This is a genomic window from Mycobacterium kyorinense (assembly GCF_002101735.1).
Lineage (GTDB): Bacteria > Actinomycetota > Actinomycetes > Mycobacteriales > Mycobacteriaceae > Mycobacterium > Mycobacterium kyorinense.
Genome location: NZ_LQPE01000132.1, coordinates 50,971 through 64,819 on the forward strand (window position 1 = coordinate 50,971; position 13,849 = coordinate 64,819).

Sequence of the window (13,849 nt, forward strand, 5' to 3'; positions counted from 1 at the left end):
CCTCTTAACGCCCGTGCTTCTTGCCGGTGCGCCGGCGGCGGACGATGAGCTTGTCGCTGGGCTTGTGCGGTTTGCGGGTGCGGCCCTCGGGCTTACCCCACGGGCTGACCGGGTGACGTCCACCGGACGTCTTGCCCTCACCACCACCGTGCGGGTGATCCACCGGGTTCATCACCACACCGCGGACCGACGGGCGCTTGCCCTTCCAACGCATCCGGCCGGCTTTACCCCAGTTGATGTTCGCTTGTTCGGCGTTGCCGACCTCGCCGACCGTGGCGCGGCAGCGCACGTCGACGCGACGGATCTCGCCGCTGGGCATCCGCAGCGCCGCGTAGGCGCCTTCCTTACCGAGCAACTGGATGCTCGAGCCCGCCGAACGGGCCAGCTTGGCACCACCACCCGGGCGCAGCTCCACCGCGTGGATCAACGTACCGGCCGGGATGTTGCGCAGCGGAAGGTTATTGCCGGGCTTGATGTCGGCGTTCGGACCCGACTCCACCACGTCGCCCTGTGAGAGTCCCTGCGGCGCAATGATGTAGCGCTTCTCGCCGTCCAGGTAGTGCAGCAAGGCGATCCGTGCGGTCCGGTTCGGGTCGTACTCGATGTGCGCGACCTTCGCGTTGACGCCGTCTTTGTCGTTGCGCCGGAAGTCGATCACCCGGTACGCACGCTTGTGCCCACCACCCTTGTGGCGAGTGGTGATCCGGCCGTGCGCGTTGCGTCCGCCGCGGCCATGCAGCGGGCGCACCAACGACTTCTCCGGACGCGAGCGCGTGATCTCGGCGAAATCGGAGACGCTGGCACCGCGACGACCCGGGGTCGTCGGCTTGTACTTGCGAATTCCCATGGCTTGTCTCTCTATTCTCGGCTACGCCGGTGCGCCGAACAGGTCGATCGGCTTGCTGCCCGGCGCCAGCGTGACGATGGCGCGCTTGGTGTTCTTTCGCTTGCCGTAACCGGTCCGGGTGCGCTTGCGCTTGCCCTGCCGGTTCGCGGTGTTCACCGCCGCCACCTTGACCGAAAAGATCTTCTCGATGGCGATCTTGATCTGCGTCTTGTTCGAGTCGGGGTGCACCAAGAAGGTGTAGACATTGTCGTCGATCAACCCGTAGGACTTCTCCGAGATGACCGGCGCCAAGATGATGTCGCGTGGGTCAGTGACGGTCGCCATCAGGCCGAAACCTCCTCGGAAGTGTTGGCGGCGATGTAGGCGTTCAGCGCCTCGACGGAGAACACCACGTCATCAGCCCGCAACACGTCGTAGGTGTTGAGCTGGTCGGGCGCCAGCACGTGCACGCCGGGCAGATTGCGCACGCTCTTGGCGCCGGTCTCGTCGCTGCGCTCGGTGACCACCAGGACCTGCTTGCGGTCGGTCAGCGTCGCCAGAAAAGCCTTGGCGCTCTTGGTCGACGGGGTCTGACCCGACACCAGCTCGGTGATCGCGTGGATGCGACCATTGCGCGCCCGGTCCGACAACGCACCGCGCAGCGCGGCCGCGATCATCTTCTTCGGGGTGCGCTGGCTGTAGTCGCGCGGCTTCGGGCCGTGCACCACGCCACCGCCGGTGAACTGCGGCGCCCGCACCGAGCCCTGCCGGGCACGGCCAGTGCCCTTCTGCCGGTAGGGCTTCCGACCGCCACCACGCACCTCACCGCGGGTCTTGGTCGAATGCGTGCCCTGCCGCGCCGCCGCCCGCTGCGCGGTGACGACCTGGTGCATCAGAGCGATGTTGGCCGGCGCATCGAACAGCTCGGCCGGCAGCTCGACCGAGCCGCTCGTCTTGCCGTCCGGCGTCTTGACGTCAATCTTGATGCCAGCCATTACTTCTCACCTCGTTTGATGGCACTACGGACCATGACGAGCCCACCGTTACGGCCGGGGACAGCGCCCTTGATCAGCAGCACGCCGTTGTCAGCGTCGACCTTGTGCACCAACAGGTTCTGCGTGGTCACCCGGTCGTTACCCATCCGGCCGGCCATCCGGGTGCCTTTGAACACCCGCGCCGGGGTGGCGCAGCCGCCGATGGAGCCGGGGCGGCGGTGCACCGCCTGCGCGCCGTGGCTGGCGCCCTGCCCGCGGAAACCGTGCCGCTTCATCGTGCCGGCAAAGCCTTTGCCCTTGGAGGTGCCGGTCACGTCGACATAGCTTCCGGCGGAGAAGATCTCGGCCGTCAGCTCCTGACCGACCTCGTATTCGGCGGCCGCCTCGGCGTCGTCGAGACGCAACTCGGCCAGGTGCCGGCGCGGGTTGACACCGGCCGCGGCGTACTGCCCGGACAGCGGCTTGTTGACCTTGCGGGGGCTGATCTCGCCGTAGGCCAGCTGCACCGCGCTGTAGCCGTCGCGCTCGGGCGTGCGGATTCGGGTCACCACGTTGGGGCCGGCCTTGACCACGGTCACCGGAACAACCCGGTTGTTCTCGTCGAACACCTGCGTCATGCCCAGCTTGGTGCCCAGAATGCCTTTCCTTGCCATGTTCTGGATCTCCTACTGGATGTTGACGTCGACGCTGGCCGGCAGGTCGATGCGCATCAGCGCATCAACGGTCTTCGGTGTCGGATCGAGGATGTCGATCAGGCGCTTGTGCGTGCGCATTTCGAAGTGCTCCCGCGAGTCCTTGTACTTGTGCGGAGAGCGAATTACGCAGTACACGTTCTTCTCTGTCGGCAGCGGCACCGGACCCACCACGCTGGCGCCGGTCCGGACGACCGTCTCGACGATCTTGCGCGCCGAGGCGTCAATGGCCTCGTGGTCGTAGGCCTTGAGCCTGATGCGGATCTTTTGTCCCGCCACGCTTCTCCTACCTCACTCTCCAATGTCCGGACCTAGGTCCCACGGCGCGCCGGTGGTCTGGCGTCGCGCCGGATGTTGCGCCGCTGTTTACCTGTCTTGGTCCACCGGTCCCCGCGGTCGGGTGTGTCGCCCTCACACAGCCTTGTTCGCGGCCGAATCGTCGCGCTCCAAGGATGGGACCGGACGCGCCCGTCTGAGCGCCGGTCGTATGCCCGGCCAGGCGCTAACCCGGCGCAAGGCAACCTGAACAGTATGCCCCAGATCGCGGCGTCGACCAAATCTTGGCCCGGCGACGACGCGGGCGGAACGGCCCGAGGAGGAGCCGGGCAATCAAACCCCGCCCGGCGAGGAGGCAGGCCGCGGCGCACATTTCTTACTCCAGAGTAAGATAGGTCGGCATGACGGCTCCGACCAGCACATATGCCGCGTGGAAGCGCCTGTCCGGGCGCCCGGGCGGCAGTCGGCTGTTTTCTCTCGCCGCGATGGCGCGAGTCCCTTACTTCGTCTCGGTGCTACCGCACGTGGTGCGGATGGAACCGGGACTGGCCGAGGTGCGGGTGCCCAAGTGGTTTTTCGTCTACAACCATCTGCACACCGTGCACGCGATCGCGTCCTGCAACGCCGCCGAGGTCGCGATGGGCATGCTGATGGAGGCCACCGTGCCGCGCAGCCACCGCTGGATCCCCAAGGCGATGAGTGTGCAGTACCTGGAGAAGGCGACGACCTCGCTGCGGGCGGTGGCCCGGCTGGACCCGCCCGACTTCACCCAGATCACCGACGGCGTCGAATTGGTGGTGCCGGTCAGCGTCACCGACCGCAACGGCGTCGAGGTCGTGCACGCCGACATCACCACCTGGGTCACGCCGGCCGGCTGACCCCGATCACGACTTACCTTTGAGCGTCGCCCAGAACGGGCATTGGTGCGCCTCCGTGAAACTCGTCGTGAGGCGACTGCCGTCGGGACGCAATGACATCCACGGCGGGTGATCGCCGCCGACCGCCGGCCAGGCCGGCTGGCCCGCGGCCTTCGGCGCGCCGGTCGTCACGAATTGGCCCCAGTAGGCGATCATCTGGTCCGACAGCGCGCGTTGTTCGGGATTCAGCGGTGGCGCTCCGCCGACATTGAACAGGTAGCGCAACTCCAGAGAATGACTGGCGCCGACCGGAAAAGGCGCGCGGCGCAACGGGTCCGGCGCCGGTGCGTGCGGATCGTCGAACTCGTAGCCGTAAACCGGTGCCGCCCGACTCAGTGCGAGGGCCATTCGGTCTGCGATACAGGCGAAAACACCGTCGGTGACCGCGGCGGAGTAGGCAAGCGACACGTCGCCGCCGTAGCGCTCGGGGGGGTAGTGCGTCAGCACTGCTCGCCCGTCGGCGCCGAAGATGTCGGTCAGCACGGCGGGATACTCGGCGGGCGTGACACCGTGGCCCCGTTTGAGATAGCGCAGTGCCGCGAACATTGTGAACTCGTCGTGGTTGACGCCGAGCAGAACCGGTACCCGCGCGGCGCGCCCGGCCGACATCGCCGCGACGGGACCCATCGGCAGCGCCGCCGTGCCGGTCACCGGGCCCGTGAGCGCGTCGGAGTCGCCGATGTAGGAGTACCACGGCGGTCGCGTGAACTTATCGGCCGGCAACGCACGCAGGCACTCGGCGGCGATGGCCGAATCCGGGCAGCCCACAGAGGCCGCATAGTTCACGCTGGTGTGCTGCGCGGCCGGCAATTCGGCCTGCGCCTGGCACGGCGCGCTCTGGATGATCGCCGCGCGGAACAGCCCGGCCGATCCCGGCGCCACCAGGTGGTCGCACACCGACATGCCGCCGGCGGACTCGCCGGCAATGGTCACCTTGGCCGGGTCCCCACCGAACGCGGCGATGTTGTCTCGCACCCAGCGCAGCGCGGCTTGCTGATCGGCCAGCCCGTAGTTGCCGACGTCGTCGCCGGTTCCGAGCGCGGGGTGGGCCAGGAATCCGAGCGCACCCAGCCGGTAGTTGATCGTGACGACGATGATGTGGCCCTTGGCCGCCAGCCAGCGGGCGTTGTAGATGTCGCCGCTGCCGTTGACGAAGCCGCCGCCGTGGATCCACACCATCACCGGTCGCTTGTCGGCCCGTCCCGCGGTGGGAGTCCACACATTGAGCGTCAGGCAGTTCTCGCCGGTCGATTTGACCGTGCGGGCCTCACGCGGGGTGTCTTGAACGCATTGCGGGCCCGGCTTGCTGGCCTCCAACGTCCCCGGCCACGGCGCCGCCGGCCGCGGCGGCTGCCAGCGCAGCGCCCCCACTGGTGGCGCGGCATACGGAATGCCTTGAAACAGGCGGTAATCCGCGGCGACCAAACCGCGCATCGGTCCCGCCGGCGTACGCACCACCGCGGCGTCCAGCGGGCCGGCGTACGCCGGTTCGGATTTCTGCCGTGCGGCGCCGCCGTGGCCGCAGCCGACCAGCACCGTCGCCGCGACTAGCAGCGCGGCGCACGCTCGTCGGCGGTCAGCCAATCGGATCCGCACGAAACTCCAATTTACGGATCGGCCCGAATCGCTTCCCGGAGACCCGCGACCGTGCGAGAATGAAAAAGTTGACAGGTGTCAAGTCTAGGAGTCTCATGAGCACACCGATCATCGACGAGGCCGCCAAGGTGTTCGCCGACCCGACCTCCTACACCGATGAGCCGCGACTGCATGCGGCGCTGACACACCTGCGAGCCCATGCGCCGGTGTCGTATGTCGACTGTCCCCCGTACCGGCCGTTCTGGGCGATCACCAAACACGCCGACATCATGGACATCGAGCGCGACAACAACCTGTGGATCAACGAGCCGCGGCCGCTGCTGGCCACCGCCGAGCAAGACGACTTTGCCCGCGCGCAACTGGACTCCGGGATGGGGCTGCGCACGCTGATCCATATGGACGACCCGCAACACCGGGTGGTCCGCGCGATCGGCGCCGACTGGTTCCGGCCTAAGGCGATGCGCGCCTTGAAGGTTCGCGTCGACGAACTGGCCAAGATCTACGTCGACAAGATGATGGCCGCCGGCACCGAATGCGACTTCGTGCAAGAAGTCGCCGTGAATTACCCGCTGTACGTGATCATGTCGCTGCTGGGGATCCCCGAATCGGACTTTCCCCGCATGCTGCGGCTCACCCAGGAGCTCTTCGGCGGCGACGACGAGGAGTTCAAGCGCGGCAACACCCCCGAAGAACAGCTCCAAATTCTGCTCGACTTCTTCAACTACTTCAACGCGATCACCGCGTCCCGGCGTGAGCATCCGACCGAAGACCTGGCGTCGGCAATCGCCAACGCCCGCGTGAACGGCGAACCGCTCTCGGACCTCGACACCGCCTCCTACTACGTGATCATCGCCACCGCCGGCCACGACACCACCAGCGCGACGATCTCCGGCGGGCTGCAGGCGCTGATCGAAAACCCGGACCAGCGCGCGCGATTGACCGACAACCTCGACTTGATGCCGCTGGCCACCGAGGAGATGATCCGCTGGGTCACCCCGGTCAAGGAATTCATGCGCACCGCCACCGCGGACACCACCGTGCGCGGGGTGCCGATCGCCGAAGGCGAGTCGGTATACCTGTCCTACGTTTCGGGCAACCGCGACGAGGAGGTGTTCGACGACCCATTCCGCTTCGACGTTGGCCGGGATCCCAACAAGCACTTGGCATTTGGTTACGGCGTGCACTTCTGCCTGGGGGCGGCGCTGGCCCGCATGGAGGTCAACAGCTTCTTCACTGAACTGCTGCCGCGACTGAAATCCATTGAGCTGAACGGGGAACCGGAGCTCATCGCGACCGTATTCGTCGGCGGACTCAAGCACCTGCCGATTCGCTACGAGCTTCGCTGACCGACGCACTCTGGGTGCGCTGCACGTGCAGGAAGCCGTCGACGGCGGCGCGGGCACATTCCTCGTAGTCGAAATCCGGCAACGTGCTCAGCCGGCCCACCACCATCGGGCCGATCAACAGGGCGATCGCACGGGTCCGGTCGATCTCGCCCAGCTCGGCCGCGTCCGGGCTGTCGAAGATCGCGTCGAACGGTGCGGCGTACTGCTGCGCGATGCGCTCACGCAGGGTGCTGATCGCGGCGCTGTCCGGCGCGGGCGTGCGGCGAGCCTCGGGTAGCTGCTCCAGGTCGCGGCCCAGCGCCAGCCAGGACATCGCGGTCAGCATGCCGGGCGCCTCGGCGATCAACTGACCCTGAGCCACCACCAACTCGATCAGCCGATCGCGCAGCGTGCCCTCGTTGGAGGGCATCGGGGCCGGTGGTATCAGGCTGTTGAAAGCCGCTGCGAGCAAATCGTTTCCACTCGGGAAGTGGCGATACAAGGTAGCGCGGGCCACGTTGGCGCCCCGGGTGACCGCGTCGACGGTCACCGCGCTGGGGCCTCCCGAACGCAGCAGCGCAGTGGCGGCTTCGAGCAAGCGGGCCCGAGACCGCGCCGGCCGGGGATCGGTACTGCCGCTGATGGCTACCACCTCCCATTCACCGACAAGACTATCGGTCTACCTACAAGACTGTTAGTCTCAAAACTTGCCTCGCCACCGAAAGGAGGCACTCCGCAGTGGTCGATACCTTCGTCCGGCCTGATCAGCGTACCGAGGGGCTGACACCGCTGGGCTCCCGCCGCGCCCGAATCTGGACAATGGCGGTCGCCTGCATGGGCGTGTCACTGGTGATCGCCTCGATGGTTGCGCTGAACACGGCGCTGGGCGACCTCGCGGTGGCGACCTCGGCGACCCAGTCCCAGCTGACCTGGGTGGTCGACGGTTACACGGTGGTGCTGGCCTGCCTGCTGTTGCCGGCCGGTGCGATCGGCGACCGCTACGGCCGGCGCGGGGCGCTGCTGATCGGCTTGGCGAGTTTCGCGATCGCATCGGTGGCGCCGACCCTGTTCACCACTCCCCTGCAGATCATCGTGGCGCGCGGCGTGGCCGGCGCCGGCGCGGCATTCATCATGCCCGCCACGCTGTCGCTGTTGACCGCTGCCTACCGCAACGACGAACGCATGAAGGCGGTGGGCATCTGGGCCGGTGTCGCGGGCTGCGGCGGAGTCCTCGGAATGCTCGGATCCGGTGCGCTGCTGTATTTCTGGCCGTGGCAGTCCATTTTCTGGGCGTTCGCCGGCGGTGCGACGCTGATCTTCGTGCTGGCCTGCACGGTGTCGACCTCCCGCGACGAGAATGCGACGCCGCTGGACTGGCCGGGTGCGGCGTTAATCGGCTGCGCCGTCGCGGTTTTCGTCTTCGCGGTCATTCAGGCACCCGAACGCGGCTGGAGCGATCCGTTGGTGTGCGGTTTGATGACCGCCGGCGTGGTCTTGGCGGTGCTCTTCGGGTTTGTCGAGGTGCGACAACGTCATCCGCTGTTGGATGTTCGGCTGTTCGCCCGGCCGGACTTCGCCACTGGCGCGGCGACAATCACCGTCTTCTTCCTGGCGATGTTCGGCTTCTTCTTCGTCATGATGCAGTTCGTCCAGCTGGTGAAGGGCTACACACCCATTCAGACCGCATTGGCGTTCAGCCCGTTGATGCTTCCGATGCTGACGTTTTCCGTGCTGTCCCAGTGGTACGTGCCCCGGCTCGGTCTGCGGCTGGTGGTGTTCATCGGCTTGCTGTCGATAGCAGCCGGATTTCTTTGGGTCCGCGTGCTCGAGATCAATTCGCCCTATGTGGACCTGGTGGGGCCGTTGTTCGTGATCAGCAGCGGAATCGGTTTGTGTACGGCACCGACCACGTCGGCCATCATGGCGGCGGTGCCCGACGAGAAGCAGGGTGTGGCGTCGGCGGTCAACGACGCGACCCGCGAGGTCGGCGCGGCACTGGGGATCGCCCTGGCCGGGTCGATACTCGCCGCCCGCTACAGCCACCTCGTCACGCCGCATCTGCTGAGCTTTCCCGAACCGCTGCGCGCTCCGGCGTCCCATTCACTGGCTCAGGCGCTGGAGCTCTCCAAAACCCTTGGCCCGCAAGGCGAGGAACTGGCCGCTGTCAGCCGCGACGCCTTCTTACACGCCATGGACTCGTCGTTTCTGGTGCTGGCAATCGTCCTGGCCGTAGCGGCCGCGCTGATCGGCGCGTGGGCGCCGGGTCGCGACGGACAGCAATTGCGCCCGGTGCGCCTGCTCACTCGACGAATTCGGCGGCGCGATGGCCGAGCATGACGATGCTGGCGTGCGGTCCGCGACTGGTGATATTCGGTAATACCGACCCGTCGATCACCCACAGACCCTCGACACCGCGCACGCGACAGCGCGAGTCCACAACGGCGGAGTCGTCGGCGTCGTCGCCCATCGGCGCCGTCCCACACAGATGCTGTGACGTCGACCAGGCCGGTGCGCCGACTTTGGTTCTCTGGCCCACCAATTCGCGGACCAAGTCGCTGCCTTGCTGCAGCAAAGCGATGTCGTGCGGGTCGCAATCGTAGCGATGCTCGATGAGTGGCGGAACCCGGTAATCGGCTGAGACCACCGTGATGCGGCCCCGGGCCCGTGGCTGCATCAGCGCCACCCCGATGTGCGGCCAGTCGGGATGGCCGGGAGTGCCGTCGCCGACCATCGCGACGAATCCGCCGGTGTAGGGGCGGATCTCGAGATCATCGACGGTGCTCAACACCACCTCGAGTACGGGTCGGTTCGGGGCCACCGTCCAGTCGGTGCGCAACACCCATTCGGGGTGATCGACGAATCGCTTGCCCACCGGTAGCGCAACCTGCACCGGGATACCCGCGCGGCGCAGATCCGACGCGGCGCCCACACCGGACAGCATGAGCAGGTGCGCCGTCTCAATCGCACCGGCGCACAACACGATACGATCGGCATCCAGGGAGACCGGACCGCCAGCAGCGATCGCATCGACGCCGACCGCCCGCCCCTTGCGCAATCGCACCCGCAGCACCCGCGTGGCCGCGAACAACGTGAGATTCGGTCGCTGCAAAGCAGGTTGCAGAAACGCGGCTCCCGGCCCGGTTCGCACTCCGTCGACGATGTTGAGCGGCACGGCACCGATTCCGGACACACTGTTTGCCCCGTTGAGATCGGCGATCCACAGAAACCCCGCACGCAACGCGTCCTCGACGAATCGTGCTGTGGTGTCGCTCATTTGATGAGAGCGACGAACATGGATCGGACCGCGGTCGCCGTGCAGTGGGTCACGAAAGTCCAGGTCGGTTTCGATTGCCCGAAAATGACTGAGCACGTCGGACCAGGACCAGCCTGGCAGACCGATAGTGTCGAAATCGCGTGGCAATCCGCGGCAGAAGTAGCCGCCGTTGACCGCGCCGGACCCGCCCACCACGGCCCCTCGCACGATGTGCACCCGTCGCACCCACTGCTCGGTCAGCGTCGTCACATAGCGGTGCGCCAGGGGACTGGCCGCGCCGATCGGCAACTGCAGACCGTTGGCGATCTGGTCCTGCGTGGCGGGATCAGCGGCGCCCACACCTGCTTCGACCACCGTCACCACGCGGTTGGGGTCAGCGGAAAGCCGCTCGGCGACAACCGATCCAGCGCTGCCCGCACCGACGATCAGCACATCGCTGTGCACGGCGGCTGTCGTCAACTGGGAGTCAGACCCGGATCTGCGGCTTGAGCGGTCCGAGATTGCGTTCCCGCACGACCCCGCACCACAATCCGATCCCGTACGCCAGGTCGTCGACGCGTTTGAGCAGTAGGTAGGTCAGCAGCCCGATTGGTTTGGCGTCGTCGTCGGTGGCCCCTTTGCGGCGTAGCCAGTCCACCACGCCGTCGACAATGGCGGCGATCACCACGACACGGCGGCAATGCCGGGACACGATGGCGGCGGCCAGCGCGACGGGCCAGTAGTGGCGGCAGATCGCCGACGCCAGTTGCAGCGCCGCCGACCAGAGCCCCCGGGTCGCCACCGCCAGCACATCCCAGACCTGCGTGTCGGGGCCCTCCAGGGTCTTGGCGATCTTGCGACCGGTCACCGCGGCCATCAACAGCGACGCCAGGTACCCCAGCCCCGAGCCGACCGTCATCAGGATCCAGGCCGCCAGGGCCCAGCCGGAAATCACCAACGGCGCCGTCTTGTCCGGGTGGCGCGCCGACAGCGGCGCGGCGGACCCTCCGTAAAACGCTTTGCGCGCAATCCAATCCCGCAAATCGGTGCGATGATCGTGTGCTACCAACGCAATTGGCTCGTACCGTAGCCGTGCACCGGCTTCCACGAGCCGCCAGCAGAGGTCGACATCCTCACCGGAGTGCAGACTTTCGTCGAACCCGCCGACTTCGCGCAGTGTGGACCGCCGACAGATGATGGCCGCGCTGGGAACGTACGCGACATTCGTGTAGGGCACGACGGGCGCCTCGTGCTGGCCCAGATCCAACGATGAACGCACCGCCTCGTAGCGGGCCACCAGATGGTCGCTCTGGGCCAGGCCGATGATGCGTGGGGCAACCAGTGCCACCGTGGGGTCGCAGAAGTGGCCGAGCAGGGCCTCCAGCCAGCCGCGGCGCGGGACCACGTCGGAGTCCAGGAATGCGACGAAGTCGGTGGTGCAGGCGGCCAGCCCGGTGTTGCGCGCCGCCGCGGGCCCTTTGCTCACGGGGTGGCGGAGCACCTCGATGTCACAGTGGGCGTCGGTAAAGTCGTCCCGGTTGATCGGCTCGGCGGAGCCGTCGTCGACCACGATGACACGCAGGCCGCGAAGGGACGCTAGCAAGCGCCGCAATCCAGATACGTTGTCCCGCACCGGAATTACCACCGTTACATCGCGGTGCGACGGGCCGCCGGCTGGCCGGGGATGCGCGACGGTCGCGTCCAGCAGGGTGCGCGCCAGCTCGGCGCTGACCGCGTCGTGGACCTTCAGCCGGCCGTCGGCGAGCATGTCCTGCGCGGCCGGCGCCAATCGCAGCAGCCGGGTGGGCGACCCGCCCAGCAGAGCCGACCCATGGCCGAGCACGCGCACACGTCTGTCGACCTGTACAGCAAACCCGTCCGGCAACCGGGTCTGGGTCATGTCAGCATCCCGTCGGCGCCCGGCGTCCAGCGGGCGACCCGGCGCACACAGCCGTCGACCATTTCGGTGAAGATCCGTTCCCCCTCGGCGGCGGTCGCCGTCGTCGGATCCCCCAACACACCCACCTCGCTGACCGCCGCGACTCCCCCACTTCGCATCGACGGTAGCAGGTCGGCCAGCGGCGCGCCGTTTCCCGCACACCACCGGTCGGTGAGCACGTCGTCAGGCGAAATATGCAGCAATACCGATGTTTCGGTGTGCCCGGCGTGCGCATCGGCGCCGCTGGCAGTGCATGCGCACCACGCGGCATCTCGCCCTTCCGATCGCAGCAGGCGCACCGCGCGGTCCATTGCGGCGACATTGCCGCCGTGGCCGTTGACGAAGAGCAGCCGTTGCGCCCAGCAGGTCGCCGACCTGCCGAACTCGACGAGCAGCGTCGCCAGCGCCTCGGTGCCGACGGAGATCGTTCCGGGGAAGCTCTGGTGCTCGCCGCTGTCGCCGTAGCCGATGGCCGGTGCCACCAGCCACTGCAGCCGACCGGATGAATCGCGGAGCCGCGCGGCGAGCGCTCGGGCGACCGCGCGGGCGATCCGGGTGTCGGTGTCCAGCGGCAGGTGCGGCCCGTGCTGTTCGGTGGATCCGACTGGGATCATCACCGCCGCCGACATGCCTTGTAGCTGGTTCGACGTCGAGCTGCCAAGTTCGCCGAGGACGGCCACTCGCCGATGGTAGGACGAATTCACCTGGCGTGCACCGGTTGTTGGGCGACTTGACGAATTTTTTCGACGGTTCTCGCTCGATTTGTCACGACCGGTCACCACAGCCACGCCTGCCACGCGAGTACCAGACCTCTCGACGGGTCGTCGCGGCGCCGTCAGGCTCCGCCCGACGCGGGCACCCCGAGCGCTCGGGCAAACTCCGGTGGCACCACGATGTCGTCCGCGCTGAGGTCGTGTACGGAGCCATGACCGAGCCCCATCAGCGCGCAGTCGATGCCGGCGCGCAGGATGTCGAGCACGTTCTCGACCCCGGGTTGTCCGGCGGCCGCCAGGCCCCACAGGTACGCGCGGCCGATCATCACCGCACGCGCGCCCAGCGCCAGCGCCTTGACGACGTCGCTGCCGCGCCGGATGCCACCGTCCAGCAACACCTCGATCTGATCACCGACCGCGTCGGCGACCGCCGGCAGCGCACGAATAGCCGCAGGTGTTCCGTCCAGGTTGTTGCCGCCGTGGTTGGACACCGAGATCGCCGAAACACCGGCATCCACAGCCCTTTTCGCGTCGTCGACCCGCATCACGCCTTTGAGCATGAACGGACCGCCCCACAGTTCACGCAGCCAGGCGATGTCCTCCCACGTCGGCGGTGGGGTGCCCATCCATTCGCCGTAGGCGGCGAAGAACGGTGGACCGGGCTCGCCCTTGCGCGCCTGGTTGGGCACGCGCAGGTTCGGCGGGCGCAGCGTCTTGCCCCACTGCCACAGCCAGCCCGGGCGGGTGACGGCCTGCGGGGACAGCCGCAGGATGGTTGCCAGATTCATCTGCTCGGGGATCTTGGGGCTGCCCCAGTCCCGCCCGTGCGAGAACGTCCAGTCGGTGGTGACGATCAGGCCGACGGCGCCGGCCGCGCGGGCCCGCTCGACGCGCTCTGCGATCGCCTCGCGCCCGCCGAGCCAATACAGCTGGAAGAACAGCTTGGGGTTGGCGGCGACGACGTCCTCGATCGGCTTGCTGGCAAACGACGACAATCCCATCGCGGTGCCGCGCGCGGCCGCGGCCCTGGCGACGGCCACTTCCCCGTCCGGGTGAACGGCCTGCACGCCGGTGGGCGAGATGATCACCGGCAGCGAGATGTCTTGTCCCATAACGGTAGTCGCCAGCTCACGCTTCTCCACGGCACCGACCACGTGCGGCGCGAAACCCAGCTCGCTGAACGCCTCGACGTTGTCGGCGACGGTGATGCCCTTTTCGCTGGCCGCGATCAGCGCGGCGTATACCGACTTCGGCAGCCGGCGTTTGGCGCGCTGCTGCGCGACGGCGACCGTCTCGAACCAGATGTCGCGTGCCATC

At 67.5% G+C, this 13,849-nt stretch carries 14 protein-coding genes; 3 read left to right on the forward strand and 11 right to left on the reverse strand.

Features of this window, described 5'->3' with window-relative positions:
* Positions 1 to 4: 4 nt before the first annotated feature.
* The 5 genes from rplB to rpsJ are packed head-to-tail and all read right to left on the reverse strand — an operon-like array spanning position 5 to position 2,792.
* Positions 5 to 847: a 50S ribosomal protein L2 gene (gene rplB, locus AWC14_RS15850; protein ID WP_045373354.1), complete on the reverse strand. Its 843-nt coding sequence runs from the start codon at positions 845 to 847 to the stop codon at positions 5 to 7.
* Positions 848 to 868: 21 nt separating this feature from the next.
* A complete protein-coding gene (gene rplW / locus AWC14_RS15855; protein WP_045373352.1) occupies positions 869 to 1,171 on the reverse strand; it encodes a 50S ribosomal protein L23 in 303 nt (100 codons plus the stop codon).
* On the reverse strand, positions 1,171 to 1,821 hold the full coding sequence (gene rplD / locus AWC14_RS15860; protein ID WP_045373350.1) for a 50S ribosomal protein L4: 651 nt from the start codon (positions 1,819 to 1,821) through the stop codon (positions 1,171 to 1,173). Before rplD ends, rplW begins: the two co-directional genes overlap by 1 nt.
* On the reverse strand, positions 1,821 to 2,474 hold the full coding sequence (gene rplC, locus AWC14_RS15865) for a 50S ribosomal protein L3 (RefSeq protein ID WP_045373348.1): 654 nt from the start codon (positions 2,472 to 2,474) through the stop codon (positions 1,821 to 1,823). The genes rplD and rplC overlap by 1 nt, the downstream gene beginning before the upstream one ends.
* A 12-nt stretch (positions 2,475 to 2,486) precedes the next feature.
* Entirely contained in the window at positions 2,487 to 2,792 is a 306-nt protein-coding gene (gene rpsJ / locus AWC14_RS15870) for a 30S ribosomal protein S10 (RefSeq protein WP_003873519.1), read from the reverse strand.
* Between the two features lie 398 nt (positions 2,793 to 3,190).
* Between rpsJ and AWC14_RS15880 the strand changes: the two genes are divergently transcribed.
* On the forward strand, positions 3,191 to 3,667 hold the full coding sequence (locus AWC14_RS15880; RefSeq protein ID WP_045373346.1) for a hotdog fold domain-containing protein: 477 nt from the start codon (positions 3,191 to 3,193) through the stop codon (positions 3,665 to 3,667).
* A 6-nt stretch (positions 3,668 to 3,673) separates the two neighbouring features.
* Here the strand turns inward: AWC14_RS15880 and AWC14_RS15885 are convergent, their stop codons facing one another.
* A complete protein-coding gene (locus AWC14_RS15885) occupies positions 3,674 to 5,302 on the reverse strand; it encodes a carboxylesterase/lipase family protein (protein WP_235215790.1) in 1,629 nt (542 codons plus the stop codon).
* A 95-nt stretch (positions 5,303 to 5,397) separates the two neighbouring features.
* Here AWC14_RS15885 and AWC14_RS15890 point away from each other — a divergent pair, with 95 nt between their 5' ends.
* Positions 5,398 to 6,648, forward strand: coding sequence for a cytochrome P450 (locus tag AWC14_RS15890; RefSeq protein ID WP_045373345.1), 1,251 nt, complete (start codon positions 5,398 to 5,400; stop codon positions 6,646 to 6,648).
* On the opposite strand, the gene AWC14_RS15895 is transcribed toward AWC14_RS15890, so the two are convergent.
* Entirely contained in the window at positions 6,614 to 7,225 is a 612-nt protein-coding gene (locus tag AWC14_RS15895; protein ID WP_268811685.1) for a TetR/AcrR family transcriptional regulator, read from the reverse strand. The genes AWC14_RS15890 and AWC14_RS15895 overlap by 35 nt on opposite strands.
* A gap of 140 nt (positions 7,226 to 7,365) precedes the next feature.
* Between AWC14_RS15895 and AWC14_RS15900 the strand changes: the two genes are divergently transcribed.
* The gene (locus AWC14_RS15900) at positions 7,366 to 8,964 is read left to right on the forward strand and encodes an MFS transporter (RefSeq protein WP_045373342.1); all 1,599 of its coding nucleotides are present in this window, start codon (positions 7,366 to 7,368) and stop codon (positions 8,962 to 8,964) included.
* Here AWC14_RS15900 and mftG read toward each other — a convergent pair.
* From mftG to mftD, 4 genes are all read right to left on the reverse strand, one after another.
* Entirely contained in the window at positions 8,927 to 10,360 is a 1,434-nt protein-coding gene (gene mftG, locus AWC14_RS15905; protein WP_045373341.1) for a mycofactocin dehydrogenase MftG, read from the reverse strand. The two genes, AWC14_RS15900 and mftG, sit on opposite strands and share 38 nt — an antisense overlap.
* A 7-nt stretch (positions 10,361 to 10,367) precedes the next feature.
* On the reverse strand, positions 10,368 to 11,780 hold the full coding sequence (gene mftF / locus AWC14_RS15910; RefSeq protein ID WP_057003259.1) for a mycofactocin biosynthesis glycosyltransferase MftF: 1,413 nt from the start codon (positions 11,778 to 11,780) through the stop codon (positions 10,368 to 10,370).
* Positions 11,777 to 12,523 carry a mycofactocin biosynthesis peptidyl-dipeptidase MftE gene (gene mftE / locus AWC14_RS15915; protein WP_045384085.1) on the reverse strand — a complete coding sequence of 249 codons (747 nt, stop codon included), beginning with the start codon at positions 12,521 to 12,523 and terminating at the stop codon, positions 11,777 to 11,779. The genes mftF and mftE overlap by 4 nt, the downstream gene beginning before the upstream one ends.
* Before the next feature lie 131 nt (positions 12,524 to 12,654).
* Entirely contained in the window at positions 12,655 to 13,848 is a 1,194-nt protein-coding gene (gene mftD, locus AWC14_RS15920; RefSeq protein ID WP_045384082.1) for a pre-mycofactocin synthase MftD, read from the reverse strand.
* Between the last annotated feature and the right edge of the window lies 1 nt (position 13,849).